This window comes from Hansschlegelia sp. (assembly GCF_035538955.1).
In the GTDB taxonomy this organism is placed as follows: Bacteria; Pseudomonadota; Alphaproteobacteria; order Rhizobiales; family Methylopilaceae; genus Methylopila.
The window spans coordinates 160,594-187,440 of the sequence record NZ_DATLJK010000015.1 but is presented as its reverse complement, the minus strand read 5'-3'; the positions used below and the strand labels follow the sequence as shown (position 1 = coordinate 187,440).

At 70.0% G+C, this 26,847-nt stretch carries 25 protein-coding genes and 1 tRNA gene; 7 read left to right on the top strand and 19 right to left on the bottom strand.

The window, feature by feature from the left end; translation table 11 throughout:
* The first annotated feature begins 68 nt into the window (after positions 1-68).
* Positions 69-422, top strand: coding sequence for a hypothetical protein (locus VM780_RS12830; protein WP_325447916.1), 354 nt, complete (start codon positions 69-71; stop codon positions 420-422).
* Here the strand turns inward: VM780_RS12830 and VM780_RS12825 are convergent.
* Complete coding sequence (locus tag VM780_RS12825) at positions 406-1,239, bottom strand: molybdopterin-synthase adenylyltransferase MoeB (protein ID WP_325447914.1); 834 nt, start codon at positions 1,237-1,239, stop codon at positions 406-408. The genes VM780_RS12830 and VM780_RS12825 overlap by 17 nt on opposite strands.
* Positions 1,240-1,361: 122 nt before the next feature.
* Here VM780_RS12825 and VM780_RS12820 point away from each other — a divergent pair, with 122 nt between their 5' ends.
* Entirely contained in the window at positions 1,362-2,354 is a 993-nt protein-coding gene (locus tag VM780_RS12820; protein ID WP_325447912.1) for a TraB/GumN family protein, read from the top strand.
* A gap of 9 nt (positions 2,355-2,363) precedes the next feature.
* On the opposite strand, the gene VM780_RS12815 is transcribed toward VM780_RS12820, so the two are convergent.
* Positions 2,364-3,089: a type 1 glutamine amidotransferase gene (locus VM780_RS12815; protein ID WP_325447910.1), complete on the bottom strand. Its 726-nt coding sequence runs from the start codon at positions 3,087-3,089 to the stop codon at positions 2,364-2,366.
* Positions 3,090-3,190: 101 nt separating this feature from the next.
* Between VM780_RS12815 and VM780_RS12810 the strand changes: the two genes are divergently transcribed.
* Positions 3,191-3,526 (top strand): DUF167 domain-containing protein, encoded by a 336-nt coding sequence (locus tag VM780_RS12810; RefSeq protein WP_325447908.1) that lies wholly within the window; start codon positions 3,191-3,193, stop codon positions 3,524-3,526.
* Here the strand turns inward: VM780_RS12810 and VM780_RS12805 are convergent.
* The 7 genes from VM780_RS12805 to VM780_RS12775 form a co-directional block, all read right to left on the bottom strand.
* A complete protein-coding gene (locus VM780_RS12805) occupies positions 3,517-4,290 on the bottom strand; it encodes a SprT family zinc-dependent metalloprotease (protein ID WP_325447906.1) in 774 nt (257 codons plus the stop codon). The genes VM780_RS12810 and VM780_RS12805 overlap by 10 nt on opposite strands.
* 78 nt (positions 4,291-4,368) lie before the next feature.
* Positions 4,369-5,136, bottom strand: a complete 768-nt coding sequence (locus VM780_RS12800) for an alpha/beta hydrolase (RefSeq protein WP_325447904.1) — start codon at positions 5,134-5,136, stop codon at positions 4,369-4,371.
* A 136-nt stretch (positions 5,137-5,272) separates the two neighbouring features.
* On the bottom strand, positions 5,273-7,480 hold the full coding sequence (locus VM780_RS12795) for a xanthine dehydrogenase family protein molybdopterin-binding subunit (protein WP_325447902.1): 2,208 nt from the start codon (positions 7,478-7,480) through the stop codon (positions 5,273-5,275).
* 3 nt (positions 7,481-7,483) lie between these two features.
* Entirely contained in the window at positions 7,484-7,954 is a 471-nt protein-coding gene (locus VM780_RS12790; protein ID WP_325447900.1) for a (2Fe-2S)-binding protein, read from the bottom strand.
* Between the two features lie 179 nt (positions 7,955-8,133).
* Entirely contained in the window at positions 8,134-11,265 is a 3,132-nt protein-coding gene (locus tag VM780_RS12785; protein WP_325447899.1) for an efflux RND transporter permease subunit, read from the bottom strand.
* 3 nt (positions 11,266-11,268) lie between these two features.
* Complete coding sequence (locus VM780_RS12780; RefSeq protein ID WP_325447897.1) at positions 11,269-12,540, bottom strand: efflux RND transporter periplasmic adaptor subunit; 1,272 nt, start codon at positions 12,538-12,540, stop codon at positions 11,269-11,271.
* Positions 12,537-13,163, bottom strand: coding sequence for a TetR/AcrR family transcriptional regulator (locus tag VM780_RS12775; protein ID WP_325447895.1), 627 nt, complete (start codon positions 13,161-13,163; stop codon positions 12,537-12,539). Before VM780_RS12775 ends, VM780_RS12780 begins: the two co-directional genes overlap by 4 nt.
* 224 nt (positions 13,164-13,387) lie before the next feature.
* On the opposite strand from VM780_RS12775, the gene VM780_RS12770 reads away from it, so the two are divergent.
* Positions 13,388-13,462 (top strand) — tRNA-Thr (locus VM780_RS12770).
* A gap of 109 nt (positions 13,463-13,571) precedes the next feature.
* Here the strand turns inward: VM780_RS12770 and gcvA are convergent.
* The gene (gene gcvA / locus VM780_RS12765) at positions 13,572-14,456 is read right to left on the bottom strand and encodes a transcriptional regulator GcvA (RefSeq protein WP_325447894.1); all 885 of its coding nucleotides are present in this window, start codon (positions 14,454-14,456) and stop codon (positions 13,572-13,574) included.
* 97 nt (positions 14,457-14,553) lie between these two features.
* Between gcvA and VM780_RS12760 the strand changes: the two genes are divergently transcribed.
* Both VM780_RS12760 and VM780_RS12755 read left to right on the top strand, forming a co-directional pair.
* Positions 14,554-15,726 carry an MFS transporter gene (locus tag VM780_RS12760; protein ID WP_325447892.1) on the top strand — a complete coding sequence of 391 codons (1,173 nt, stop codon included), beginning with the start codon at positions 14,554-14,556 and terminating at the stop codon, positions 15,724-15,726.
* A gap of 75 nt (positions 15,727-15,801) precedes the next feature.
* Positions 15,802-16,563, top strand: a complete 762-nt coding sequence (locus VM780_RS12755; RefSeq protein ID WP_325447891.1) for a glucose 1-dehydrogenase — start codon at positions 15,802-15,804, stop codon at positions 16,561-16,563.
* Between the two features lie 56 nt (positions 16,564-16,619).
* On the opposite strand, the gene VM780_RS12750 is transcribed toward VM780_RS12755, so the two are convergent.
* Positions 16,620-17,102, bottom strand: coding sequence for a cupin domain-containing protein (locus VM780_RS12750; protein ID WP_325447889.1), 483 nt, complete (start codon positions 17,100-17,102; stop codon positions 16,620-16,622).
* A gap of 179 nt (positions 17,103-17,281) precedes the next feature.
* Here VM780_RS12750 and VM780_RS12745 point away from each other — a divergent pair, with 179 nt between their 5' ends.
* Positions 17,282-18,490, top strand: a complete 1,209-nt coding sequence (locus VM780_RS12745; RefSeq protein WP_325447887.1) for a multidrug effflux MFS transporter — start codon at positions 17,282-17,284, stop codon at positions 18,488-18,490.
* A 10-nt stretch (positions 18,491-18,500) separates the two neighbouring features.
* On the opposite strand, the gene trmB is transcribed toward VM780_RS12745, so the two are convergent.
* The 8 genes from trmB to miaB form a co-directional block, all read right to left on the bottom strand.
* Positions 18,501-19,205, bottom strand: a complete 705-nt coding sequence (gene trmB, locus VM780_RS12740; protein ID WP_414652820.1) for a tRNA (guanine(46)-N(7))-methyltransferase TrmB — start codon at positions 19,203-19,205, stop codon at positions 18,501-18,503.
* A gap of 34 nt (positions 19,206-19,239) precedes the next feature.
* Complete coding sequence (gene metK, locus VM780_RS12735; protein WP_325447885.1) at positions 19,240-20,412, bottom strand: methionine adenosyltransferase; 1,173 nt, start codon at positions 20,410-20,412, stop codon at positions 19,240-19,242.
* Positions 20,413-20,542: 130 nt separating this feature from the next.
* Entirely contained in the window at positions 20,543-20,956 is a 414-nt protein-coding gene (locus VM780_RS12730) for a helix-turn-helix transcriptional regulator (RefSeq protein WP_325447883.1), read from the bottom strand.
* Positions 20,957-21,095: 139 nt separating this feature from the next.
* On the bottom strand, positions 21,096-22,694 hold the full coding sequence (gene lnt, locus VM780_RS12725) for an apolipoprotein N-acyltransferase (RefSeq protein WP_325447881.1): 1,599 nt from the start codon (positions 22,692-22,694) through the stop codon (positions 21,096-21,098).
* Between the two features lie 24 nt (positions 22,695-22,718).
* Positions 22,719-23,705, bottom strand: a complete 987-nt coding sequence (locus VM780_RS12720) for a hemolysin family protein (RefSeq protein WP_325447879.1) — start codon at positions 23,703-23,705, stop codon at positions 22,719-22,721.
* Positions 23,706-23,719: 14 nt separating this feature from the next.
* On the bottom strand, positions 23,720-24,238 hold the full coding sequence (gene ybeY, locus VM780_RS12715; protein ID WP_325447877.1) for an rRNA maturation RNase YbeY: 519 nt from the start codon (positions 24,236-24,238) through the stop codon (positions 23,720-23,722).
* Between the two features lie 10 nt (positions 24,239-24,248).
* Positions 24,249-25,307, bottom strand: coding sequence for a PhoH family protein (locus VM780_RS12710; protein ID WP_414652819.1), 1,059 nt, complete (start codon positions 25,305-25,307; stop codon positions 24,249-24,251).
* Positions 25,304-26,689 carry a tRNA (N6-isopentenyl adenosine(37)-C2)-methylthiotransferase MiaB gene (miaB, locus tag VM780_RS12705; RefSeq protein ID WP_325447875.1) on the bottom strand — a complete coding sequence of 462 codons (1,386 nt, stop codon included), beginning with the start codon at positions 26,687-26,689 and terminating at the stop codon, positions 25,304-25,306. The genes VM780_RS12710 and miaB overlap by 4 nt, the downstream gene beginning before the upstream one ends.
* Positions 26,690-26,847: the final 158 nt, after the last annotated feature.

Below are 26,847 nucleotides of genomic sequence, written 5' to 3'. Positions count from 1 at the left end.
GCGGCCGATTGACTCGGCCCCGGAGTCCTGTTCTGTTCTGAGGAACAATGCAGGAACAGGTGGCTTCGATGCGCAGTCAGCTTGTCGGTCTCGTGCTTCTTCTCGCCGCTGGCCCCGTCACGGCCGCGGAGCTTGTTTCGCCCAAGGACCTGCAAGCCTCCTGGTTCGACGGCAAGACGATCTCGACGACCGGGCCGCGCGGCGGCAAGGCCGAGATGACGTTCTCGCCCGACGGCAAGATCACCCGCACCGGAGGCCGCGCGGGCGCCGCGCGGCAGGGAACGTGGCGGCTCGACGACGACGGCTTCTGCATGCGGCTCGGCGAGGCGAAGCGGGACTCCTGCTACCTCGCGCTGAAGAACGCCGATGGATCGCTGCGCGTGGTGCGGCGCTCAGGCGGCGCCTTCACCTGGACGCGCTGAGCGGCTCGGCCGCGACGGCGTGGATCGACAGATCGGTGATCGTCGGGCTCCGGCCGGTCACCGGGTTCTCGGGATCCCACTCGTAGCTCAGCGTCTCGAGCCGCATCGACAGCGCGTCGACGACCAGCAGGCGGCCCACCAGGCCTTCGCCGAAGCCGACGATCTCCCGGACGACCTCGATCGCCATCATGGAGCCCATCAGGCCCGCGAGAGCGCCGAGCACGCCGGCCTCGGCGCAGGCCGGTACGGTCCCGGGCGGCGGCGCCTCGGGGAACAGGCAGCGCCAGGTCGGGTTCGGCGCTCCGTCCGGCCGCGTCTCATGGGCTCGGATGGTGGTGAGCGCGCCATCGAAGGTCCCGAGCGACGCGGTCACGAGGGGCCGCTTCGCCAGCGCGCAGGCGTCGGCCACGAGATAGCGCGTCGCGAAGGAGTCGGAGCCGTCTGCGACAAGGTCGTAGGATGAGATCAGCTCGAGCGCGTTTGCGGCGTCGAGCCGGAAGGAATGCGCCTCGACCGCCACATGCGGGTTGATCCGCTCCACGGCCTGCGCGGCGGACTGCGTCTTCGGCCGCCCGACGTCCGACGTCGCATGCATCACCTGCCGCTGAAGGTTGGAGAGCGACACCTCATCGTCATCGACCACGCCGATCGTCCCGACGCCCGCGGCTGCGAGGTAAAGGATCAGAGGAGATCCGAGGCCCCCGGCGCCGACCACGAGCACGCGCGCGGCCTTCAGCTTCTGCTGGCCCGGCCCGCCGACCTCCCGCAGCACGATGTGGCGGGCGTAGCGTTCGACTTCTTCAGGGGAAAGCGGCATGGCCGCACCATAGGAGGCCGGGCGCCGCGCGCAAGCCGTTCCGACCTCGCTTTCCGCGGTCCGATTAACCGGACCGGCGCCTCTTTGTGCTTTGCTCGGCCGCCTTCCTCGGACACCGAACAATGATCGCGCGCCGTCTCCTGCCAGCCCTCGCGCTGTTTCTGGTTCCCTTCGCGGCCGTCGCCCAGACGAATTGCGGCGGCGTCGATCTCGTGGCCAAGGCGAAGGCCGAACATCCCGAGAAATACGCCGCGTTCGAGCAGGTCGCGCGCGCCGTGCCGAACGGCGAAGGGTTGCTGTGGCGCATCGAGGCCAAGGGCGTTCCGCCCTCCTACCTGTTCGGCACGATGCACACGACCGAGGCGGACCTGGTTGCGCTCAGCGAGCCGGTCAAGGCGGCGCTCGCGGAGGCCAGCACGGTGGCGGTCGAACTCGCCGACGCCAATGGCGGGGCGGCGCAGGCCCAGATGGTGGCCTATGTCACGCAGAACGGCGTGGACCTCTCGGGCGGCGGGCTGGCGGGCCTCACGCCCGATCAAGCCGAGCTCGTTAAGAAACGGCTCGGCGAAGCCGGCATGCCGGCCTCCGTCGCGACGATGCTGAAGCCCTGGTTCCTCGCGATCACGCTCGACATTTCGAGCTGCGAGCTGAAGAAGATGGGCGACGGGATGCCGACCATCGACGCCACGGTGGAGAAGACGGCGCGCGACGCCGGCAAACAGGTGGTGGGCCTCGAGACCGTCACCGAACAGCTCGACGCGGTATCAAAGATCTCCGATGACACCGCGCGGCGGATGATCCGCGATTCCGTCGCGAAGCCGACCTCGAGCGACGACATTCAGGCCACGACGCTCGCGCTCTACCGCGCCCGCCGCGTCGGCTGGTACTACGCGATGAAGGAGGACCTGTTCGGCGAGGGCGTCGAGCTGTCGTCCTATGCGGATTTCGTCGACGAGGTCGTCGACCGCCGCAACCGGTTGATGGCGGAGCGCTCCAGGCCGCTGATCGACAAGGGCGGCGTGCTGATCGCCGTGGGCGCCCTGCATCTGCCCGGCCCCAAGGGGCTGGTGGAGCTGCTCCGCCAGCAGGGCTATGAGGTCACTCTTGTCTGGTGACGGCGGCCGTCACGCGGCAGCTTCGACCAGCGCGGCGGAGAGATTGTCGTCGAGGCGCTGCGCCGTCTCCCGAAAGGCCGGCAGCCTGGGCATGACGGCGCCCGCGAGCCTCTCGGCGCCGTCGGGACCGAGCGTCTTCACCAGGCTCGCCCAGTATTCCGGAATGCGCTTCCAGTCGGCGATCGTTTCCTCGACGATTTCCGGATGGAACTGGAAGCCGTAGGCGCAGCGGCCCCAGCGCATCGCCTGAACGGCCGAGGCGTCGCTGCGCGCGAGCGAGACTGCGCCCTCGGGAAGCTCGGCCACCTCGCAGCCATGCCACTGGAACACGTCCAGCTCAGGTCCGAAGCCCGCAAACAGCGGGTCGGCGCGCCCGGCGGCGGTCAATGCGACGCGGGACAGCCCGACCTCCGGCGCGGCCATCCGGGCGACGCGGCCGCCGAGCGCCTCGGCGAGCAACTGATGGCCGAGGCAAATGCCGAGATAGGGCCTGCCGAGCTCGCGCACCCAGCGCCGGATCGCCGCCTTCTCGGCCTTGAGCCAAGGATGGTCGTCCTCCTCCCAGACATCCATCGGGCCGCCCATCACGGCCAGCATGTCGAACGCTTCGAGCTCCGGAATCGGCTCGCCCGCATCAAGCTCGACCGCCACGCGCTCATGGCCCTTTTCGTCCCAGATCTCCCGGAAGGAGCCAGGATGCTCGACGTCGAGATGCTGCAGGACAAGAATGCGCATGGTCTTCTCCGGGATGCCGCCGGCCGAGTTAGCCCGGCTCCGCTGCGAAAAAGAAGGCGCCGCTCCGCGATGAGCCGCTTCGCCGCATCCATGATCGCCCCGTGAGCGACGCCGGGCTCCGTCCCTTCGTCGAGCGCGACGCCCGCATCCGACTGCGCGTCAGGGTCACGCCGCGAGCGAGTCGGGAAGCGGCCGGCGCCGTCGCGATCGACGCCGACGGCCGCGCCTTCGTTCCTGTGCGACTGACGGCGCCGCCGGTCGAATGCGCTGCGAACGCCGCTCTCACGGCGTTCCTTGCGCGCGCGCTCGGGTTGCGGAAATCGGATGTGGCGATCGCCTCGGGCGAGAGCTCCCGGCTGAAAACCGTGGAGTTCGCCGCCCATGCCGAGACGGTCGAGCGGCTGCGCCGCTGGCTCAACGAACTTGCTCAACCATAGCGATGCAGCGCGGCGCCATGCGCCTTGAGCCAGCTCTCCGAGCGGTCGTAGTCGGGCGCGAGCCGGGCGACATGCGCCCAATAGCGCGGGCTGTGGTTCATCTCGCGGCGATGGGCGACTTCATGCGCGGCCAGATAGTCGAGCACATGCGTGGGCGCGAGGATGAGCCGCCACGAGAAGGCGAGGTCGCCGGCGACCGAGCATGAGCCCCAGCGGCTGGTCGTATCGCGGATCGCGATGCGGCCGACCGTGACGCCGAGGGTCGCGGCATGGCGCGCGACGGCGGCGGCGAGGTCGTCGCGCGCCTCGCGCTTCAGAAAATCGGCGATGCGGCGCGGCGCATGCTCGGGCGCGCCGTGCACGACCAGGATCGGGCCTTCGCCCCGCAGCCCCGGCTCGACCCGCACGACGCCGCGAAACCCTTCGCGCAGCACGATGCGGTGGCCGACGCCGCGCAACGGGATGGTCTCGCCGGGTTCGAACGGAATTCGCTCCGGCAGGCGCGCCAGCCGGTGCTCGATCCAGGTTACGTGCCGTTCGATGAAGTCGCGCGCGCCCGCGAAGGATGCGCCGGGCGGCAGCGTCAGCGTCACGTCACGCGTCGCGGCGCGCACCCGCAGCGTCATGCGGCGCGCCTGGCTGCTGCGGCGCACCGTGATCGGCACATGGCCGAGCCCCGTGCTGACGAACAGCGCGTCTTCTCGAAGCCGCGCGTCGGGGCGTGTCTTGAATGGCAGGCCCCTGAGGGCGCGGAACAGCGACATCCAGCGGCGGCTCGCAGACGAAGGGCCGAATCGGCACGCGCCGACTTTACCCGCGCCGATTCTTCGCTGGCGAGCCCCTCAGGCCCGCGGCGCGACGCCGTCCACGGCTTCCAGCAGGCGAATGATATCTTCGTCTCGTGACAGTCTGTGATCGCCGCCCTTCACCAGGGTTACGACGACGTCGTCCTCCGCAAGCCGCTCCACCAGCCGCATGGCGTGCGCCCAGGGCACGTCCTTGTCCTCCATGCCCTGCAGGATGTGGACCGGAGCGCCGGTTCGGATGGGGCCGCCCAGCATCAAGTGGCGGCGGCCCTCCTCGACCAGTTCGCGTGTGATCGGATAGGGCTCGGGCGCATAGTCGGTCTCGCGCATCCACCGGCCTTCGCGCAGGATCTGCCCCCGCACCTCTTCGGGGAACGTGGCCCACATCAGGTCTTCGGTGAAGTCGACGGCCGGCGCGATCAGCACGAGCCCCGAGGGCGGCGCGGCCATGCGGCGGGCGGCCAGCAGCGCGATCCAGCCGCCCATCGAGGAGCCGACCAGCACCGGCGCCGGGCCCGCATAACGCTCGATGACGGCGAGCGCCTCCTCAAGCCATCGGCCGATCGTGCCGTCCTCGAACCGGCCGCCGGAGGCGCCGTGGCCGGAATAGTCGAAGCGCAGCACCGCCCGGCCTTCGCGCTCGCCCCATTGGTCGAGCGCGACCGCCTTGGAGCCGCTCACGTCCGAGCGGAAGCCGCCGAGCCAGACGACGCAGGGGCCGTCGCCCGCGCGACGCAGGACGGCGATCTCGCGCGCCTCGTCGTCCGCGCCGACCGTGAGGCGTTCGGCGATCGGGTCGGTCATGGGCTCTCCTTCGTGTCGATGGCCGAGACCCATAGCCAGCGCGACCGTCCGGATAAAGGCGCCAGGGCCCGCGCCTTGTCTCTGAACGAAAAGGGCCGGCGCTTTCGCGCCGGCCCTTTTGTGGAAGCCCGAAGCGTCAGGCGGTGGTGAACTTCTGATCGCCGAGCGGCAGATCGCGGACGCGCTTGCCGGTGGCGGAGAAGATCGCGTTGGCGAGCGCCGGCGCGAGCGGCGGCACGCCGGGCTCGCCGATGCCGGTGGGCTTGGCGTCGCTCGGCACCGCGTAGACCTCGACCTTCGGCATGTCGGACATCCGCAGCGGCTCGTAGGTGTCGAAGTTCGCCTGCTGCACCACGCCGTCCTCGAGCGTGATCGCGTCGCGCAGCGCAGCCCCGAGGCCGAAGCCGACGCCGCCCTCGACCTGCGCGCGGACCACGTCGGGGTTGATCACCGTCCCGCAGTCCACGCCCGCCACCACGCGGTCGACCTTCACGCCGCCGTTCTTGGTGATGGTGACGTCCACCACCTGCGCGACCACGGTGTTGAAGCTCTCATGCACCGCGACGCCGCGGCCCTTGCCCTTTTCGGGCTTGGCGCCAGGGGTCCAGCCGGCCTTCTCGGCCGCGAGCTTCAGCGCAGCCGTGTGGCGCGGCTTGTCCTTCAGCAATGCGAGCCGGTACTCGACCGGGTCCTTGCCGGCGGCGTGAGCGAGCTCGTCGATGACGCTCTCGACCACATGCGCGGTGTGCGTATGGCCGACCGAGCGCCACCAGAGGACCGGCACGCCGACTTTGAGAGTGGTGAGTTCCACCTTCAGGTTCGGCACCGCATAGGCGAGGTTGGAGGCGCCCTCGACCGAGGTCTCGTCGACGCCGTCCTTCACCGCCATCGCTTCAAGCGCCGTGCCGGCGAAGATCGACTGCCCCGCGATGTGGTGCTCCCAGGCGACGGGCATCCCGTCGGCGCCGATCGCCGCGCGCACCTTGTGGGCGTAGAACGGGCGGTAGTAGCCGCCCTTCGTGTCGTCCTCGCGGGTCCAGACCAGCTTGACCGGATTGGCGCCGTTGATCGCCTTGGCGATCGAGGCCGCCTCGGCCACGTAGTCGGCCGTCGGCACCGCGCGGCGGCCGAAGCTGCCGCCCGCCCAGACCGTCTCGATCTTCACCTGCTCGGGCTTGAGGCCCGTGATGGCGGCGACCGTCGGCTGGTCGATCGACTGGAACTGCGACCCGTAGATCAGCCGCGCGCCGTCCGGCTTGAGGTCGATCACGCAGTTCAGCGGCTCCATCGGCGCGTGCGCCAGATAGGGGAAGGTGAAGTCCGCCTCGATCACCTTGGCCGCGCCCTTCAGCGCGCCGTCGACGTCGCCGCGCGTCGCCGCGACCGCGCCGCCGGGCTTGGAGACCGCCTCCTTCGCGAGCCTCAGAAGCTCCTCCGATCCGCGGCCCTCCGCGCCCGACAGGTCCCACTCGACCTTGAGCGCGTCGCGGCCCTTGAAGGCGGCCCAGGTGTTCTTCGCCAGCACCGCGACGCCCTGCGGGATCTGGACGATCTTCTCGACGCCCTTGACTTTCTTGGCCTCGGAATCGTCGAAGCTCTTCACCTTGCCGCCGAACCGCGGGGGATGGGCGACCGCGGCCACCAGCATGCCGGGCAGCTTCACGTCCTGCGTGTAGATTGCAGTGCCGTCGGTCTTCGGATCGTTGTCGATCCGGTGCAGGCCTTCCTTGCCGATCAGCTTGAACTTGGCGGCGTCCTTGAAGGGGGTCTCCTGCGGCGCGCCGACCGGCGCGGGCAGCTTCGCCGCGGCCTCGGCGAACTCGCCATAGGTCCCGCGCTTGCCCGACGGGTGCGACAGCACGCCCTTGTCGACGACGATTTCGCCCTGCGCGACCTGCCACTTGTCGGCGGCGGCCTTCACCAGCGCGGCCCGCGCGGCGGCGCCCGCCGTGCGGTACTGCTCCCAGGAATTGGCCATGGCGGTCGAGCCGCCGGTGCCCTGCGCCTTGAAGGCGAGATTGGCGTAGAGGGTCGCGTCGGCGGGCGCGAACTCCGTCCGCATCTGGCTCCAGTCTGCGTCCATCTCCTCGGCGATGAGGGTCGCAAGGCCGGTCGTCGGGCCCTGGCCCATGTCGAGATGCTTGACCACGACCGTGATCGCGCCGTCGGGCGCGACCTTCACGAAGGGGTTGAACTGGACGAGCCCGCCGGCCGCTTCCGCCTCGGCGGGGAGCGGCTTGAGGCCCACCATCAGACCGACGCCGGCGCCGCCCGCGATCGCAAGGAAGCCGCGGCGGCTCATGTCGAGCGGCGCGCCGCCCCCGATCCTGTCCTGGATGCTCATGGCTCAGGCCTCCAGCCTGCGGGCGGCGTCATGCACCGCGGCGCGGATCCGCTGATAGGTCGCGCAGCGGCAGACATTGCCGTTCAGCGCGGCGTTGATGTCTTCGTCGGTCGGCTTCTTGTTCTCGGTCAGCAGGGCGGCCGCCGACATCATCTGGCCGGACTGGCAGTAGCCGCACTGCACGACGTCGAGCGCCCGCCAGGCGGCCTGCACGGCCTTGCCCTCGGGCGTGGCGTTCGCGCCGACCAGGCCCTCGATGGTGACGATCTGGGCGTCGCCGACATCGCCAGCCATGGTCTGGCAGGAGCGCACCGGCTGGCCGTCCATATGGACCGTGCAGGCGCCGCACAGCGCCTGGCCGCAGCCGAATTTGGTGCCGGTCAGCCCGATCTCATCGCGGATGACCCAGAGCAGGGGGGTGTCGGCGTCGACGTCGACGGACCGCTCCTCGCCGTTGATGTTAAGCTTGATCATGATGTCTCCCGAACGGCCCCAACGGGCCGCGCATGCGCCGCCGCGCTCCGGCGACGGCTTTGGATGCTGCGCATGCTAACGGCGAGATTTGACAGGTTCCAGACAAGGAACCGTGCGCGAGCGCAATACCCGGGCTGCGGAAGCTCTCATGGCGTTGCGCCCAAGGGTCGCAGGCGCGGCTATTCCGCCGCTCGGAGCGCGTGACCAGCGGGCCGTTCTGCGGGCGCCGCGACCTCCTCGTCGCGCGGGCCGACGAAGCGGCCGAAGATCCGGGCGAACAGCCGCCGCAGGTCGTCCATGATCGTGAACACCGCCGGCACGAACAGCAGGCTCAGCACCGTCGATGCGATCAGTCCGCCGATCACCGCGATCGCCATCGGCGCCCTGAACGAGCCGCCTTCGCCGAGCGCCAGCGCCGACGGGACCATGCCGGCCACCATGGCGACGGTGGTCATCACGATCGGGCGCGCGCGCTTGCGGCCGGCGTCGATCAGCGCCTCGGTGCGCGGCACGCCGCGGGCTACCTCCTCGATCGCGAAGTCGACCAGCAGAATCGCGTTCTTGGTGACGATGCCCATCAGCATCAGGAAGCTGATCACCACCGGCAGGCTGATCGAATTGTTGGTCACGAGCAGCGCCACCAGCGCGCCGCCGATCGACAGCGGCAGCGACACCAGGATGGTGACGGGCTGCGCCACGTCGGCGAACAGCAGCACCAGCACGGCGAACACCAGCAGCACGCCCGCGCCCATCGCGGTCGCAAAGCCCGTGAACACCTCCTGCATGATCTCGACGTCGCCGAACTCCTTCAGGGTGACGCCGTCCGGCAGGCTCTTGGCCGCCGGCAGCGCCTTGACGGCGGCGAGCGCTTCGCCGAGCGCCACGCCGGGCGCGAGGTCGCCCTCGATCGCGACGCGGCGGTCGCGGTCATAGCGGTCGAGGCTGGTCGGGCCCTGCCCGAAACCGACATCCGCCACCGCGGTCAGCGGCACGCTGCCGCCGGCGTCGCGGCGCACGCGGAGCGCTTCGAAGGTCGAGAGCTCCGCCCGCGCGGCCTCGTCGAGCTGCACCCGGATCGGCACCTGGCGGTCGCCGGCCGAGAACTTGGCGAGGTTCTGGCTGATGTCGCCGATCGTGGCGATCCGCACCGTCTCGGCGATCTGGGCGACCGAGACCCCGAGCTCCGCCGCCTCGTCGAGCTTCGGCGTGATGCGGATCTCCGGCCGGTCGATGGCCGCAGTCGAGATCACGTTGAGAAGCTGCGGGACCCGGTCGCGCACCTCCTTTTCGAGCTCCACCGCGGCGCGTTCGACCGCGGCGCCGTCCGCGCCGGAGACGATCAGCGTGAACTCCCGCTGACCGTTGTCATTGCCGAAATTGCTGCGCAGGTCGGGGATCGCCGCCAGCTCCTGGCGGAACTCCCCTTCGAACTGCTTCTGCGTCAGCGCGCGCCGGGACCGCGGCTTCAGATTGATGATCAGAACGCCCTTGCGCACCTCGCCGGCCGCGACCGCCGCGCCTCCCTGGGCCGCCGAGCCGACGGTGGCGTAGACGGAAGCCACCTCCGGCCGCCGCTTGAGCATCGTCGTGATGCGGCGCGCCACCGCGTCCGACTGCGCCAGCGTCGAGCCCGGCGGCAGCTCGATCTTCAGGATCGCGCGCGAGGTGTCGTTCTCCGGCAGGAAGCCGGAGGGCAGCAGACCGGCGAGCATGATCGAGCCGACGAACAGCGCGATCCCGGCGGCGACCGTCAGGAACCGCCAGCGCACGGAGACCGCCAGCGCGCGCGCATAGGCGCGCATGATCCAGCCGTCCTCCTGCTCGCGCGCCCCATGATCGCGCAGGAAGAAGGCGGCGAGCAGCGGCGTGATCAGGCGCGCGACGAGCAGCGAGAACGCCACCGCGATCGCGACCGTGATGCCGAACTGCTTGAAGTACTGCCCCGCGATGCCGCCCATGAAGCTGACCGGCATGAAGACCGCGATGATGGTCGCGGTCGTCGCCACGACCGCGAGCCCGATCTCGTCCGCCGCCTCGATCGCCGCGCGATAGGGCGACTTTCCCATGCGCATGTGCCGGACGATGTTCTCGATCTCGACGATCGCGTCGTCGACCAGAATGCCGGTGACGAGCGTGATCGCGAGCAGGCTCACCGCGTTGAGCGAGAAGCCGAGCATCTCCATCGCCCAGAAGGTCGGCAGCACCGAGAGCGGGATCGCGAGCGTCGAGATCACCGTGGCGCGGAAATCGCGCAGGAACAGGAACACCACGATGACCGCCAGCACCGCGCCTTCGATCAGCGTGTGCATCGCTGAGCGGTAATCAGCCTCGGTGTAGCGCACGGTGGTGTCGATCGGGGTGATGCTCACCGCGGGATTGCTGGCGGCGAGCTGCTCGAGCTTCTTGCGTGCGGCCTCCGCCACCGTCACGTCCGAAAAGCCCTTCGAGCGGTAGATCCCGAAGGCGACGATCGGCTTGCCGTCGAGCCTGGCCGAGACGCGCGGCTCCGCCGAGCCGTCGGTCACGCTGCCGAGTTCGGACAGCCGCGTCTCGCGACCGCCCGGCAGGATGATGCGGGTTGCGCCGAGCCGCTCGACGGTCAGCGCGCCGCCGAGCGTGCGGATCGACTGCTCCTGCGTTCCGACCTCCCCGCGCCCGCCCGCGAGATCGACATTGGTCGCCCTGAGCTGCGCGTTGACGTCGGCCGCGGTGACGCCGAGCGCCTCGAGCCGCGCCGGATCGAGCGAGACGCGGATCTCGCGGTCGACGCCGCCTTCGCGCTTGACCTGGGCGACGCCGCGCACCGCCTGCAGCGCGCGCACGATGCGGTCGTCGACATACCAGGAGAGTTCTTCAGGCGTCATCGAGGGCGCCGAGGCCGCATAGGTCGCGATCGCCATGCCCTCGATGTCGATGCGCTGGATCAGCGGCTCCTCGATCGACTGCGGCAGCTCGGTGCGAATCTTGGTGACCGCGTCGCGCACGTCGTTCACGGCGCGGTCCACCTGGGTCTCGAGCTGGAACTCGATCGTGGTGAGCGAGACGCCATCGCTGATCGAGGAGGTGATGTGCTTCACCCCCGCGATGCCGGCGACCGCCGTCTCCACCCGCTTCGTCACCTGCAGCTCGAGCTCGCTCGGCGCCGCGCCGGACTGGTTGATCGTGACCGACACCAGCGGCAGGTCGATGTTCGGCATTCGCGTCACGGGCAGGGACGCGAAGGAGAACAGCCCGACCGCGAGCAGCACCGCGAACAGCACGAGCGGCGGAATCGGCTTGCGGATCGCGCCCGCCGAGATGTTGAGGGCCATCGTTCAGCGCTCCGCCACGGCCGGCGCGGCGTCGGCGCTGACCTCCGGCGCGGCGACGGCCGTGACCCGGTCGCCCTCGCGCAGGAAACCGCCGGCGCGCGCCACCACGCTCTCACCCTCGGACACGCCGCGCACGATCTCGACGCCGGCGGCGTCCTGCAGCCCGGTCTCGACGCTGCGTTCCGCGACCACGCCGTCCGTGACGATCTGCACGCGGGGTCCCGACGCGCCGAACAGCACCGCAGACTGCGGCACGACGACGCCGTCGCGGCGCGCGACCTCCACCGCCCCGCGGGCGAATAGGCCGGGACGCAGATCGGGGTCCGCCGGCAGCGCGATCTTGATCTTGCCGAGCCGGGTGGCGGCGTCGACGGTGGGAGCGACCAGCCGAACCTTGGCCTCGACCGGATCGGGGAATCCCGCGACCTGGATGCGCGCGGTCTGCCCGGCCGCCACGGCGTGAAGCCGCGTTTCGGTGACCTCCGCCTCGAGCTCGACCTCGCCGTCCCGCACCAGCCGGAACAGCGGCTCTCCCGCCATGCCGACCGTCTGACCGACCCGCGCGGCGCGGTCCGACACGACGCCTGCCGCCGGCGCGCGCACCTCGGTGCGGGCGAGGCGGAGCTCGATCTCGCGACCCTGCGCCTCGGCGAGCGCCTTTTCCGACTCCGCGACCCTGAGATTCTCGTTCTGCGCCCGCAGCCTTGCCTCCGCGACGCGCATCGCGGTCTGGCGGGTCTGCAGCAGTTCCTCGGTCACGTTTCCGGTGCGCTTCAGCGTTTCGGCCCGCGTCAGCGCGGCTTCGGCGTCGACGCGGGAGGCCTCGGCCTCGGCGATGGCGGCGCGCACCTGGGCGATCGCGGCCTCGGCGCGCGCGCGCTGCGAGGCGTTCTGCGCCAGCTGCGTCGTCAGCATGTCGCGGTCGAGCCGCGCCAGCACCTGGCCGCGCTCGACGCGGTCGCCGATGTCGACAAGGTAGGAGACGAGCCTGAGGCCGTCGATCTGTGCGCCAACCATGATCTCGTCGCGCGCCACCAATGTTCCGGTGACGGTGATGGTCTGCGCGATCTCGCGCCGCACGGCGGTCGCGACCGTGATCGCGGGCGGCGCCGGCGCGGCGCTCTCCGCGGTCGCGGCGCTGTGCGCAGTCGCGGCTCGGTTCGCATGAATCCGCTGCGCGATCTCGTCGCGATACGCGTAGGCGGCCGCTCCGGCGCCGAGGAGCGCCAGCGCGAGCAGCCAGGGCCATCGCCGCTTTCTGGACGGCGCGCTCATCGGACCGGCTCCCCAGCCGCCAGGAAGCGGCGGATCGAGCGCTCGAACATCGGCATCAGCCCGTCGATCTCCGCGCCCGGCTCGTAGAGAATCCGCAGCAGCACGCCGTCGGCGAGCGCCATCAGCAGCCGCGCCCCGTGGCCGGCGTCGAGCGCCGGGTCGATCTGGCCGAGCGTCTTGCCGCGCTCCAGCACGCGAACGAGGATGCCGTGGACCTCCGCGTCGCAGCGCGACGCGATCGCCTTCACGGCCGGGTTTCGGATCGCCTCGGCGTAGAGCTCGGGGAAGATCGGCATGCCGTCCGCCTTGAGATTGCCGGCCACGAACTGGCGCGCCGCCTCGACGATCGCCTCCACCACGTCCTCCGCCTCCAGAAGCGGACCCAGCATCGCCGGGATCGCGGCGCGATCGCGCTCGACGATCGCCTCGATGATGGCTTCCTTGGAGCGGAAGTAGCGGTACAGCCCGCCGGGGCTCATGCCGGCTTCGGCGCAAACCGCCTGCATGCCGGTCGCGTGGAATCCGCCCCGCGCGAAACAGGCGATCGCGGCGTCAAGAATCCGCCGGCGCTGTTCGGCCTGCCGGCTGGCGCGCGCGTCCTGAGTGGGGGAAAGCTGGTTCAAGGCGGAGCCACATACACGAGAGCGAACGTTCGTTCGCAAAATAGCGACGGCTTGCGAACTCCACAAGCGTCCGGTTCGACTGCAGGCTCTCCGGCTTTCGCGCGCGTCTGCCGGCCGCCGCTATCTTCGGCGCCGCAGCGCTTGCGCGGCCGGGGGGCTTGTGGCAGTTTCCGCGCGCCTTCAGGCCCCGCATCGCACCGGCGGCCAAACGAACGGCCCCCGGCGCTGCGGTAGCTCAGTGGTAGAGCACTCCCTTGGTAAGGGAGAGGTCGAGAGTTCAATCCTCTCTCGCAGCACCAGTTTTTCGCCCGTGACTTTTCAGACTCCCGAAGCTCCGCTGACGGGGATGGCCGCGTTCAACCAGCGCGGGCTGGGCGGATGTCTGAGCCGTCGGGCCTCTTCGCCGTCCTAGGTCCGCGCGATGCGGCGGAGCCAGCGGCAGAAGGCGCGGACGGCGGGCTCGTCGACGCAACGCTCGGGCACATAGGCGAAATAGCTTCGCGCCGGCAGCGTCGGCGCTGCGAAGGGCATGGCGAGACGCCCGGCGCTGACGTCGTCGGCGATCAGCGCGGTGGGCCCCATGGCGACCCCGACGCCGTCCAGCGCCGCCTGCAGCGTCAGATAGAAGTGCTCGAGCGTGATCGAGCCCGCCGGCTTCAGATCCGGGACCCGCGCCGCCACAAGCCATTGCGGCCAGACATCCGGCAGGGTCGCGGCGTGCAGCAGCGTGTGACGGGCGAGATCGCCCGGATGCGACAGCGGCCGCTGTTCCAGCAATTTGGGGCTGCAGACGGGGATGCGGGCTTCCGAGAGGAACGCCTCGGCGACATGGCCGGGAATCCGGTCCGGACCGCCGCGGATCGCGACGTCGTAAGGCTCCCTCAGGTCCTGCAGCGGAGCGTTGGACGTGGTCAGCCGCACCTCGATCCCCGGATGGGCGAGCTGGAATGAGGAGAGGCGCGGAATCAGCCACCGCAGGGTGAAGGTCGCCACGGCGTTCACCTGCAGCAGGCGGCCGGCGTCGCGCTCGAACTGACGCGCGGTCGCGGCCGCGACGCGGTCGAACGCGGCGCCGATCTCCGCGAGATAGGCCGCGCCGCTCTCCGTCAGGGCGATGCGGCGATTGCCGCGCTCGAAGAGCGGCTGGCCCAGCCAGTCCTCCAGCAGGCGGACCTGCCGGCTGACCGCGCCATGCGTGACGTGCAGCTCCTTCGCGGCGAGCGTGAAGCTCAGCCGGCGGCCGACGGCTTCAAATGCCCTGAGGGCGTTCATCGGTGGCAGCCGCCGACTCATACGCGTCAGTTTTCCTCACGCGAGAGGTCAGCAAAAATCGATTGTCGCCCGGCGAAGTCAAGCGCAACGTGCCGCTGCCTCACCGATGCAAAGTCACATGTCTTCAAGCAGATCCGCGGAGGCGCCGGCGGCTCCGAACCGCACGCTGGCGGTCGCCGGCGTCGTGCACGCGCTCCACGACGGGTACACCGACCTCATCTACGTGCTCCTGCCGATCTGGCAGGCCGAGTTCGGGCTGAGCTACAGCCTGCTCGCTCTGTTGCGCGGCGTTTACGCCGGCGCCATGGCGGCGCTGCAGGTTCCGTCCGGCCGGCTCGCGGAACGGATCGACGGGCGCGTGATTCTCGCGGCGGGGACGATCCTCGCCGCGATCGGCTACGTCGTGGCCGGCTCGTCCGGCGGGGTCGCAGGGCTGTGCCTCGGTCTTGCTATGTCGGGCGCGGGATCCAGCACCCAGCACCCGATCGCATCGGCCGCCGTGTCGCGCGCCTTCGGCGCCGCCGCGCGCGGGCCGATCGGCACGTATAATTTCACCGGCGATCTCGGCAAGGCGGCGCTCCCGGCGCTGACGTCGCTGCTGGTGACGCTGATGCCCTGGCGACATGCGCTGTGGCTCGTGGCGCTGCTCGGCCTGCTGGCGGCGGCCGCCTTGGCGTGCATGCCGCCGATCCGCGTGTCGCACGCCGGCGCCTCCGTTCGCGACGGGCGGTCGTCGGGCGACCGGCGCGGCTTCGCCCTGCTGTGCGGGATCGGAGGCCTCGACACCGCGGCGCGCATGGGTTTCCTCACCTTTCTGCCCTTCGTGCTGCTGGCGAAGGGCGCCGCGCTCCCCACGATCGGAACGGCGTTCGCAGCCGTGTTCATCGGGGGAGCGCTCGGAAAGTTCGCCTGCGGCTGGCTGGGCGCGAAGCTCGGCGTTCTGCGGACGGTGCTGTTGACCGAAGGCGCGACCGCCCTGCTGATCGTCGCCACGACCGTGCTGCCTTTGACGCCCGCGCTGCTGCTCCTTCCCTTCGTCGGGCTGGCGTTGAACGGCACGTCTTCGGTCCTCTATGGGACCGTTCCCGAGCTCGCGCCATCCGGACGCGTCGAGCATGGTTTCGCGGTCTTCTACACCGGGGTCACCGGCTCAGGAGCGCTTGCGCCGGTGCTTTTTGGAGCCGTCGGCGACGCTGTCGGCGGAAGCTGGGGCATATCCTGCGCCGCCGCGACCGCGCTGCTGACGCTGCCGCTCGCCGTGCTGCTCGCGCCGCGCCTGACGTTGCGCTGACATGCCGCTTCTCAAGCTGAGCAAGTCGCCGTCGCTCTGGCTGATCATCTGCGACCACACCGCAAAGGACCCACAATGACAGAGGTCTCGCAGGCCCCGCTGATCCTGATTACCGGCGGAGGCCGCGGCGTCGGCGCGGCGACGGCCCGGCTCGCCGCCGCACAAGGCTACGACGTGGCGATCAGCTTTGTGTCCGACGAGGCCTCCGCCGCTGCGGTGGCGGCGGATGTGGAAGCCGCCGGGCGCCGGGCTTTGGCCGTGCGGGCGGACAGCGCGGATCCCGAGCAGGTGGAGCGGCTGTTCGGCGCGATCGACCAAAAGTTCGGCCGGATCGACGTGCTGGTGAACAACGCCGCGGTGCTGGCGCGGCAGTCGCGGCTCGAGGAGCTCGGCTTCGATCGCATGCGGCGCATCTTCGCGGTCAACGCGATCGGGCCGATCCTGTGCGCGCAGCAGGCGGCCAGGCGCATGTCCTATCGGCACGACGGGCGGGGCGGCGTGGTGATCAACATCTCATCGGCGGCCGCCCGACTGGGAAGTCCCGGCGAGTATATCGACTACGCCGCGTCGAAGGGCGCGCTTGAGACCTTCACGACCGGTTTCGCCAAGGAGGTCGCGCGCGACGGAATACGCGTCAACTGCGTTCGCCCGGGGCACATCTACACCGACATGCATGCAAGCGGCGGAGAGCCCGGACGGGTGGATCGCGTCAAGGACACGATCCCATTGGGGAGAGGCGGCCAGCCGGAGGAGGTCGCGCGCGCGATCCTCTGGCTGGCGAGCCCCGAAGCCTCCTTCGTCACGGGGGCGTTCCTCGACGTCACTGGCGGCAAGTGAGCCGGAGGGCTCAGCGCATCTCGAAGCGCCGCCCCGCATGAGCTGACGAACGCCGTCTAGGGCTGCTTGTGGATGGGATCGACCCAGTAAACCTCTTCGGGCGCCTCCACCGGGTCGACGTCGGTGATGTTCACGACGACCGCCTCGTTGTCGGAGCGCACCAGCACGCATTCCAGCGGATGGTCCGGATCGGCGTTGATCTCCTGGTGCGGCACGTAAGGCGGCACGAAGATGAAGTCGCCCGGGCCGGCCTCCGCCACGAACTGGAGCCGTTCCCCCCAGCGCATCCGCGCCTTGCCGCGGACCACGAAGATCACGCTTTCGAGCGCCCCGTGATGATGCACCCCGGTCTTGGCGTTGGGCTCGATCGAGACCGTTCCGGCCCAGATCTTCTGCGCGCCGACCCGGGCGTGGTTGATCGCCGCCTGCCGGAACATGCCGGGCGTCTGCGCGGTGTTGGGGTCGAGACGGTCGCCCTTGATGACGCGCACGCCGTCATGCTTCCAGCGCTCATGATCGTGGCCGGTGTTTTCGGTCATCCGTCGCAATCCTCCTGCCTGTCCGGGCTTGGGCGCCATTCTCGGGGGGAAGCGGCCGCGATCCAAGCTTGTTGCGCCGGCGCCTTGCGGCTTTGCGCTTCAAGCCTGCGCCCGGCGCCCTAAAACGGCTCGGTCGGCCGGTCCGGCGCGACCCACCCTGTGCATGTCTGCGAAATCCAATGCGCCTGCGGCCCGACACGCTCGCCCTCACCGCCGTGCTGGCCCTGCTGACGGCGGTCGGTCCGCTTGCGATCGACATGTATCTGCCGTCGCTCCCGACGCTCACCGCCGCGCTCGAGGCGACGCCGGCGGAGGGGCAGCTCACGCTCTCGGCTTTTCTGGTCGGCTTCGCGGCCGGGCAGGTGATTTACGGGCCGCTGTCGGATTCCCGCGGCCGCAAGCCGGTGCTGCTCGCGAGCCTTGCTCTGTTCACCTTCGGCAGCGCGCTCTGCGCGCTCGCGCCGACGATCGAGACCCTGATCGTCGCGCGCTTTCTGCAGGCGCTCGGCGGCGCCGGGCCGGTGGTGCTGGCGCGCTCGATCGTGCGCGATCTCTATTCGGGCGCCCGCGCCGCCCGGGAGCTGTCCAACATGGCGACGATCCTCGGGCTGATCCCGGCGATCGCGCCGCTGATCGGCGGCGTGCTGGAGAACGCCTTCAACTGGCGCGCGACCTTCGTGCTGCTCACGCTGGTGCTGGGAGGCGAGATGATCATCGTCGCGCTCGCGCTTCCGGAGACGATCCGCCAGCGGGCGCCGGGCGGGTTCAGCCCCGGGACCGTGCTGAGGAGCTATGGGGTGCTGCTCAGGCATCGCGGCTTCGTCAGTTATCTCGGGCTCACCGCGATCGCGTTCGGCGGGCTGTTCGCCTACATCTCGACCTCGTCCTTCATCCTCCAGTCGATCTATGGCCTGAGCGAGATCGCCTATGGAGCGGCGTTCGCGATCGGCGTCATCGGCTATATCGGCGGCACGCTTGCGGCCGGGCCGCTGGTGCGCAAGCGCGGGCTCGACGGCGCGATCGGGGTGGGCGCCGTGGCGGTCGCCTGCGGCGGGCTGCTGATGCTCGGTCTCGTGCTGTTCGGCCCGCGCACGCCCGCCTCCGTCGTCGTGCCGATGATGTTCTATATGTTCGGCGTCGGGCTGGTGATGCCGCAGAGCATGGCGTCCGCGCTGCAGCCCTTCCCGGAGCGCGCCGGCGCGGCCTCCTCGCTGGTCGGCTTCGCGCAGATGACCTTCGGGGCGATCGTCGGCGTCGCGCTCGGCAAGACGCTGGCGCTCGGGCAGGCGGGGCTGCTGGCGCTCCCGGTCGCGGTCTCGTTCTTCGGAGTCGCGACGCTGGCGCTGTTCGTGGGCAGCGCGAGGGCCCGCGCCGGAGGCGGCCGCTAGAAGCGCGGTCTCAGCGGCGGCGGAACGTCAGATAGGTTCCGCGCCGGCCCTCGCGGATGGCCTTCGCCTCATACCGCGTGCCCGGCCAGCCCGCCCAAGGCGTGCGCCAGTCGTTCGCCGTCTCCGCCGTCCACTCGAAGTCCGGCGAGCGACGCACATGGGCGAGCGTCCACCCGACATAGGTGTCGATGTCGGAGGCGAAGCGGAACAGGGCGCCGGACTTCATCACGCGGCCTAAGCGGCGCAGGTTCTCGTCCGAGACGAAGCGGCGCTTCCAGTGGCGCGTTTTGGGCCAAGGGTCCGGGTAGAGGAGGTCGATCCCGGCGAGGCAGGCGTCCGGCAGTCTGTCGAGCAGCTTGGTGGCGTCGTCCTCATAGAGGCGAACGTTGCTCAGCCCGAGGCGCTCGAGGCCGGCGACGCCTTTGGCCAGGCCGTCCACGAAAGGCTCGACCCCGATGAAGCCGACGTCCGGGCTTTCCTGCGCGCGGTGCAGCAGATGCTCGGCGCCGCCGAACCCGATCTCGAGCCGGATCTCCCGGACCGGATCCGGGAACAGGAGCGCCAGATCGTCGGGCAGCGCGTCCGGGTCGACGCGCAGCCGTGGCAAGGCCTCCGCGACGGTCGCGGCGCGACCGGCCCGCAGGGCTTTGCCACGGCGTCTTCCGTAGAAGGAGCCGCCGCGGCGCGCGTCGTCGGACATGAGCTCAAGCGTCATTGGGAGGAAGCGGCGGCCGCGCGGCCGCCGCCGATCAGGACAGCGCCGACTTCAGCGCGTCGACGAGATCGGTCTTCTCCCACGAGAAGCCGCCATCGGCGTCGGGCTCGCGCCCGAAATGCCCGTAGGCGGCGGTGCGGGCGTAGATCGGACGGTTGAGGTTCAGCTTGGTGCGGATGCCGCGCGGGCTGAGGCTCATGACCTCGCCGAGCACCTTCTCGAGCTGCGCCTCGTCGACCTGGCCGGTGCCGTGCAGGTCGACATAGATCGACAGCGGCTCGGAGACGCCGATCGCATAGGAGAGCTGGATCGTCGCGCGGTCGGCAAGCCCGGCCGCCACCACGTTCTTGGCGAGATAGCGCGCCGCATAGGCGGCCGAACGGTCGACCTTGGTGGGATCCTTGCCCGAGAAGGCGCCGCCGCCATGCGGGGCCGCGCCGCCATAAGTGTCGACGATGATCTTGCGGCCGGTGAGGCCGCAGTCGCCGTCAGGACCGCCGATCACGAAGGAGCCGGTCGGGTTCACGTGCCAGATCGTCTCGTCGGAGATCCAGCCCTCGGGCAGCGTCTCGCGGATGTAGGGCTCCACGATCGCGCGGATGTCCTGCGAGGTCTGGTTCTCGTCGGTGTGTTGGGTGGAGAGTACGATCGACGTGACGCCCACCGGCTTGCCGCCGGCGTAGCGCACGGTCACCTGGCTCTTGGCGTCCGGCGCCAGCGTCGGCTCCTGGCCGGAATGCCGCACCTGCGCGAGGCGCTCGAGAATCTTGTGCGCGTAGTAGAGCGGCGCCGGCATCAGCGACGGGGTCTCGCGGCAGGCGTAACCGAACATGATGCCCTGGTCGCCAGCGCCCTCGTCCTTGTTGCCCCCGGCGTCGACGCCCTGGGCGATATGGGCGGACTGCGCGTGCAGGTGGACGGCGACGTCGGCGTTCTTCCAGTGGAAGCCTTCCTGCTCGTAGCCGATGTCCTTGATCGCCGCGCGCGCCGCTTCGACGATCTGATCCGTGGTGATGCTCTCTGGCCCGCGGACCTCGCCGGCGATCACCACGCGGTTGGTGGTGCACAGCGTCTCGCAGGCGACGCGCGCTTCCGGCTCCGCTCCGAGATAGATGTCCACCACCTCGTCGGAGATGCGGTCGCTCACCTTGTCAGGGTGGCCCTCGGATACCGATTCGCTCGTAAACAGGTAATCAGCGCGTGCCAAAGGCGTCTCCCCCGGACCGGTTGAACGACGAGAGCGTTCGGTTTGACGAACGCTCCCGTGATTTCGCAGATGCGGCGAAAACGGTCAAGCCGATGAACAGGGCGCGGACCTATGGCGCGCGGCCCTGCTCTCAGGCGGACTTCAGATCCTGGTCCGCCAGGGCGGCCACGAGGTCCACGATCTTCCGGCGGACCTTGGCGTCCTGAATGCGCACGAAGGACTTGTTCAGTTGAAGCCCCTCGGTCGTGGTCAGGAAGTCTACGACGTAATCGGAGCCCTGGCTTTCGCCGAAGCCTTCAGGTCGGGCTTCGGAGCCGGGAGCGTCGTCGAAGAAGTACGAGACTGGCACGGACATGACAGTGGCGATCTGCTGCATCCGGCTTGCGCCAATGCGGTTGGTGCCCTTCTCGTATTTCTGGATCTGCTGGAAGGTGATGCCAAGCGCTTCCCCGAGCTTTTCTTGGCTCATGCCGATCAAGACGCGCCGCATTCTCACCCGGCTGCCGACGTGCTTGTCGACCGGGTTGGGCGTCTTCTTAATCATTTCAGTTCTCCTAGCAACCGATCGTGCGGCGTCGCCCCCGCCGTACAACTCCTGTTTCGCGCGCACGAATGCCACGAGCGCCCTGCAGAGCGCCGCCGAAGCGGCTGAGGCCGTAGATGGTCATCTCGCCTAGGGCTTGTCAAACCCGCTTACGAGACGTGAATACGAGAACGGCAAAAATGATGGGAAAGCAGAGGTAAAGAAGACCGGAGGTTGTGACGAACATCGTCGGGGCGATCGGAAGAGGCAACGGCGCGTCCAAAACGTCGCGGACGCCGAGCGGAAGAGCCGCCACCGTGCGCCCATACGCATCCACGACGGAGGAGATTCCGCCATTGGCGGAGCGGACCATCGGCAGCCCCTGCTCCACCGTCCGCACCCGCGCCTGAGCCGCATGCTGATAGGGGCCCGGCGTGCGTCCGAACCAGGCGTCGTTGGTGATGTTGAGCAGGAAGTCCGGGCGGTCGTCGGACGAGGCGATCTCTTCCGGGAAAATCGCTTCGTAGCAGATCAGCGGCCGGAAGCGCGGCCCCTGCGGCAGCGCGATGATCGACCGCCGGTCGCCGGTCGCGAAGCCGCCGCGCTGCCGGGTGAGCTGTTCGAGACCGATGGACTCGAGCAGCGACTGGAACGGCAGGAACTCCCCGAACGGCACGAGGTGGATCTTGTCGTAGGTGGCGAGAATCGATCCGTCGTCGCCCACCATGTGAAGCGAGTTCCAGAAATCGGCTCCGGAGCCGTCAGGCCGCCGCTCGCCCCGCACCGAGCCGGTGACCAGCACGGAGCCGGGCGCCAGGCTGCGGCCGATCCGCGCGAGAGCGTCGGGCGTCCGCGACAGCAGGAACGGGAAGGCTGACTCCGGCCAGACCAGCAGGCCCACATCCGCAAAGCCGCTATGGCCCGGGCCGCGCGGCTCGTCCGAGAGCGCCACATAGGCGTCCATGATGGTGTCGCGCTCGGACTCCTGCGACTTCATGTCCTGCGGGATTTCCGGCTGGAGCACGCGCACCTGCAACCGCGGGTCGACGCCCGCTTCGGCCGTCGCGAGCCGCAGCGCTCCGAAGCCCGCGAGCGCGAGGAGCCCGAGGATGGCGGCGCCGACCAGTCTCGGGCCGCCGCGTCCGGCGTCGGCCAGCGCCGCGGGCGCGGCGAAGATCGCGAGCGCCGCGAAGGTCAGGCCCTCGACGCCGACCACAGAGGCGAACTGTCCGAGCCAGAGCTGGTCGGCCAGCGCGTAGCCGAAGGAATTCCAGGGGAAGCCTGTGAAGAGATGGCCGCGGGCGAGTTCAGCGAGGCCGAGCGCCGTCGCAAACGTCAGCACGCGCGTCCAGCCCGGCGTCCAGAACAAGCGCGCGAGTCCGAAGCCTGCGGCCGTGAAACCGCCCAGCAGGGCAGGGAGGCCGGCGACGGCGAACGGCATCAGCCAGCCGAACACGTCGGCGTCGACCAAGAAGGCGGAGCCGATCCACCACAGGCCGGCGAGGAAATAGCCGAGGCCGAAGCACCAGCCGATCCAGGCGGCGATCAGCGCCGCGCGAAGCCGCGAAGGGGCGGCGGCGCCGTCGATCAGCCACACCATGAAGGGCAGCGTCAGCGCCAGCGCGGGCCAGAGGTTGAACGGCGGCATCGCCAGCGCGGACGCTGCTCCCGCCACGAGAGCGACGGCCGCGCGCCGCCAGCCATGCGCGAGGGTGGCCCAGCTTGCGAGGGCGAAAAGACCCGGTGGACGGCGCGTCATGCGGCGAGCTTCGCGGCTGAGAGGTCAGGCCGCGTCGGCGGCGTCTCCGGGCCTACCCGATTCGCTGAGGCCGCGCTCGGGCGCCGGTCCGCCGATGCGCACCTCGATGACCCTCCGTGGGTCTGCGTCGCGGACCTCGAGACGATGCCCGCCGGGCCCCTCCACCACGTCGCCCTGCGCGGGCACGCGGCCGGCCAGCGTGACGATAAGGCCGCCGATGGTGTCGACCTCGTCGCGGAACGGCGCGACGTCGAAGCTCGGCCCGACCGCTTCGGCGACCTCCTCGAGCGGCGCGCGGGCGTCGGCGATGAAGCCGCCTTCGCCGTCCGGCCGGACGCTCGCGACGACGGACTCGTCATGCTCGTCCTCGATCTCCCCGACGATCGTCTCGACCAGGTCTTCGATCGTGACCAGGCCGTCGACGCCGCCATATTCGTCGATCACCAGCGCCAGATGGATGTGCAGGGACTGCATCCGCGCCAGCAGGTCCGAAGCCGGCATCGAGGGCGGCGCAAAGATCACGGGGCGGACGAGGTCGAGATCGGCGATGCGGGCGCCGAGATCGACCCCGCCGGGATCGAGCACCGACCCGCCGCCCTGCACCTTGTGGGCGAACAGCGCGAGCGCGTCCTTCACGTGAACCATGCCCTTCGGCTCGTCGAGCGAACCCTGGTGGATCGGCAGGCGCGAGTGGCCTCCTTCGGCGAAGGTCAGCAGCAACTGCCCGAAGGTGACGTCTTCCGGGACTGCGACGATGTCGGCGCGGTGCACCATGACGTCGTCGACCCGCGTCTCCCGCAGGGCGAGCACGTTGCGCAGCAGCGTGCGCTCCTGGGCGTTGACCGAAAGGTCGTCCGGCGCCTCCTCGAGCGCCTCCGCGATGTCCTCGCGGATGGTCGGATGCGCGCCGAAGCCGACGAAGGCGCGCAGCCTCTCCAGCCAATTGTCGCGCGCCTCGCCGCTTGCGAGCACGGCGGCGCCAGGGCGGGCATGGCGTTCTGAAGGGGGCATCGGAGGACGGGGGCTCAGCTGTTCGTCAGTGGGGGGTCGGCGAGCGCCGCATAGGGGTTGGCGACGCCGATGCGCGCGAGCGCCCGGATCTCCACCGCCTCCATGGCGTCGGCCTCGGCGTCGTCGAGATGGTCGTAGCCGAAGAGATGCAGAACGCCGTGGACCACGAGGTGCGCGACATGGTCGGCGAGGGTCTTGCCCTCGTCACGCGCCTCGCGGGCGACCGTCTCGAACGCGAGGATCACGTCGCCGAGCATCGGCGCGTCGGCGGTCTCGTCCGGCTCCACGGCCGGGAAGGTCAGGACGTTGGTCGGCTGGTCCTTGGCGCGCCACTCGGCGTTCAGCGAGCGCACCCGTGCGTCGTCGGCGAGCGTCACGGCGAGCTCGGCGTCCGGACGGGCGATCAGCCGGGCTTCCGCGAACGCCGCCGACACGGCCTTCGCAACGATGGCCTCGGCCTCCGGCAGCGCGCTCCAGAGGTCGCTGTCGCGCTCGATCTCGAGCGCGACGGGGGTAGGTCGATCCGGGCTCATGGCTTGAGGATCATGGGTTCTGGCTCGGATGAGCGCCCTCATAGGCGCGCACGATGCGCGCCACGAGCTCGTGGCGGACGACGTCGGCGGCGGTGAAGCGCGTGACGCCGACGCCCTCGACGTCCTCCAGCAGGCCGATCGCCTCGGCGAGCCCCGACACCTGACCGGGCGGGAGATCGATCTGGGTGGGATCGCCGGTGACGATCATGCGGCTGTTCTCGCCGAGCCGGGTCAAAAACATCTTCATCTGCATCGACGAGGTGTTCTGCGCCTCGTCGAGCAGCACGATCGCGTTGGCCAGCGTCCGGCCGCGCATGAAGGCGAGCGGCGCGATCTCGATCATGCCGGAGGCCATGCCGCGCTCAACCTTCTCGGGCGGCATCACGTCATACAGCGCGTCATAGAGCGGGCGGAGATAGGGATCGACCTTCTCCTTCATGTCGCCGGGCAGGAAGCCCAGCCGCTCGCCCGCCTCGACGGCCGGCCGTGACAGCACGATGCGGTCGGCTTCGCCTCGTTCGATCAGCGCCGCCGCCCAGGCGACGGCGATGTAGGTCTTGCCGGTGCCGGCGGGGCCGGTGGCGAACACCAGCTCGTGCCGGGCGAGCGCGCGCATATAGGCGTCCTGCGCGCCGGTGCGGGCGACGATCGTCTTCTTGCGGGTTGAGACCTGGGTGAAGCCCGGCCGCGGGCCGTCTCCGTCCGCCGGGAAAAGCTGGCCCTGGGCGGTCGTCATCCGGATCGCGCCGTCGACGTCGCCGAGCGCCACCGTCTCGCCGCGGCGGACGCGGTCGTAGAGATTCTCGAGCACTTTGCGGGCCTGCTGGCAGGCCTCGACCGGCCCGCGCAGCGCGACGTGATTGCCCCGCACCGTGGCCTCGATGCCAAGCCGGCGCTCCAGGAACGCGAGGTTCTGGTCATGCGACCCGAACAGGCTCGAGGCGTGACGGTTGTCCTCGAAGGCGAGAATCACTTCTCCGGGCGCCGCGCCGCCGGGCACGCCCGGCGCTTGCCGGGAGGCGGGGCTGCGCAGCGGGTCGAAGCCGCGCACGATGGTCTCAGCGCTCAAATAGCGGTCTCCGCGAGCAGGGCGGTCGATCCGCGCGCGTCGCCCGCAGGCGCGGCGAACAGGCTGTTCGGGCCGACGTCGGTGATGACGGCCTCTATCACGTCCCCCACCTCCGCGCCCGGCGCGACGAGCTGGACGGGCTGAAGATAAGGCGAGCGCCCGGCGATCTGCCCGGCGTGGCGGCCAGGCCGGTCGAGCAGCACCTCCATGCGGCGCCCGACGAGTGAACGCGCGAAGGACGCCTGTTGTTCGCTGATGAGCGCCTGCAGGCGGAGAAGGCGTTCGGTCTTCACGCCCTCGTCCACTTGCGCGGCGCGATCCGCCGCCGGGGTGCCGGGCCGCGGGCTGTATTTGAACGTGAACGCGCTGGCGTAGCCGGCCTCCCGCGCGATCGCGAGCGTCGCATCGAAATCCGCGTCGGTCTCGCCCGGAAAACCGACGATGAAATCGCCGGACAGCGCCAGGTCGGGGCGGGCCGCGCGGATGCGGTCGACGAGCCGGAGATAGTCCGCCGCCGTATGCCGGCGGTTCATCGCCGCCAGGATTCGATCCGAACCGGACTGCACCGGCAGGTGCAAATACGGCATCAGCTTGCCAAGGTCGCGATGCGCGGCGATCAGGTCGTTCGCCATGTCGCGGGGGTGGCTGGTCGTATACCGCAGCCGGGCGAGCCCCGGTATCTCTGCGAGCTCGTAGAGCAGCCGCGCCAGCGACCAGTCGCGGCCGTCCGGGCCTTCGCCGTGATAGGCGTCGACGTTCTGCCCGAGCAGCGTGACCTCGCGGACGCCGGCGGCGACCAGGCGCTCGGTCTCCGCCACGATCTGCGCGACCGGCCGGGAGGCCTCTGCACCGCGCGTATAGGGAACGACGCAGAAGGTGCAGAACTTGTCGCAGCCTTCCTGCACGGTGACGAAGGCCGTCACGCCCCGGCCGCGGATCGCCTTCGGGGTCGGGGCCGCGAGCCGCTCGAACTTGTCCTCGACGGCGAATTCGGTGTCGACCGGCCGCGCGCCGGCTTTCGCCTGGCGCAGCAGCTCGGGCAGGCGCTGGTAGCTCTGCGGCCCGACCACCAGGTCGACCACGGGGGCCCGGCGCAGGATCTCGGCGCCTTCCGCCTGCGCGACGCAGCCGGCGACCGCCACCACGGGCGCGCGGCCGGTTTCGGCCTTCATCTTCCGGATCCGGCCGAGCTCGGAATAGACCTTCTCGGAGGCCTTCTCGCGGATGTGGCAGGTGTTGAGGACGATGACGTCGGCGTCTTCGGCGCTGTCCGCCGCAACATAGCCGTCCGGCGCGAGCGCGTCCGCCATGCGGTCCGCGTCGTAGACGTTCATCTGACAGCCGTAGGACTTGACGAACAGTTTTGGGCGGCTGGCTGTCATTACGGCCGGTTCTGGCGACTCCCATCGTCGGCGCGCAGCCGACCCTGATGGTCAAGCCTTAACGCGAAACCGGGCACAAGAGAATACTGCGGGCGCATCTTCCCACCGGCCCGGCAGGCCGCACGGCGCAGGGCTGGCCAAATCGCGCGCGACGCGAC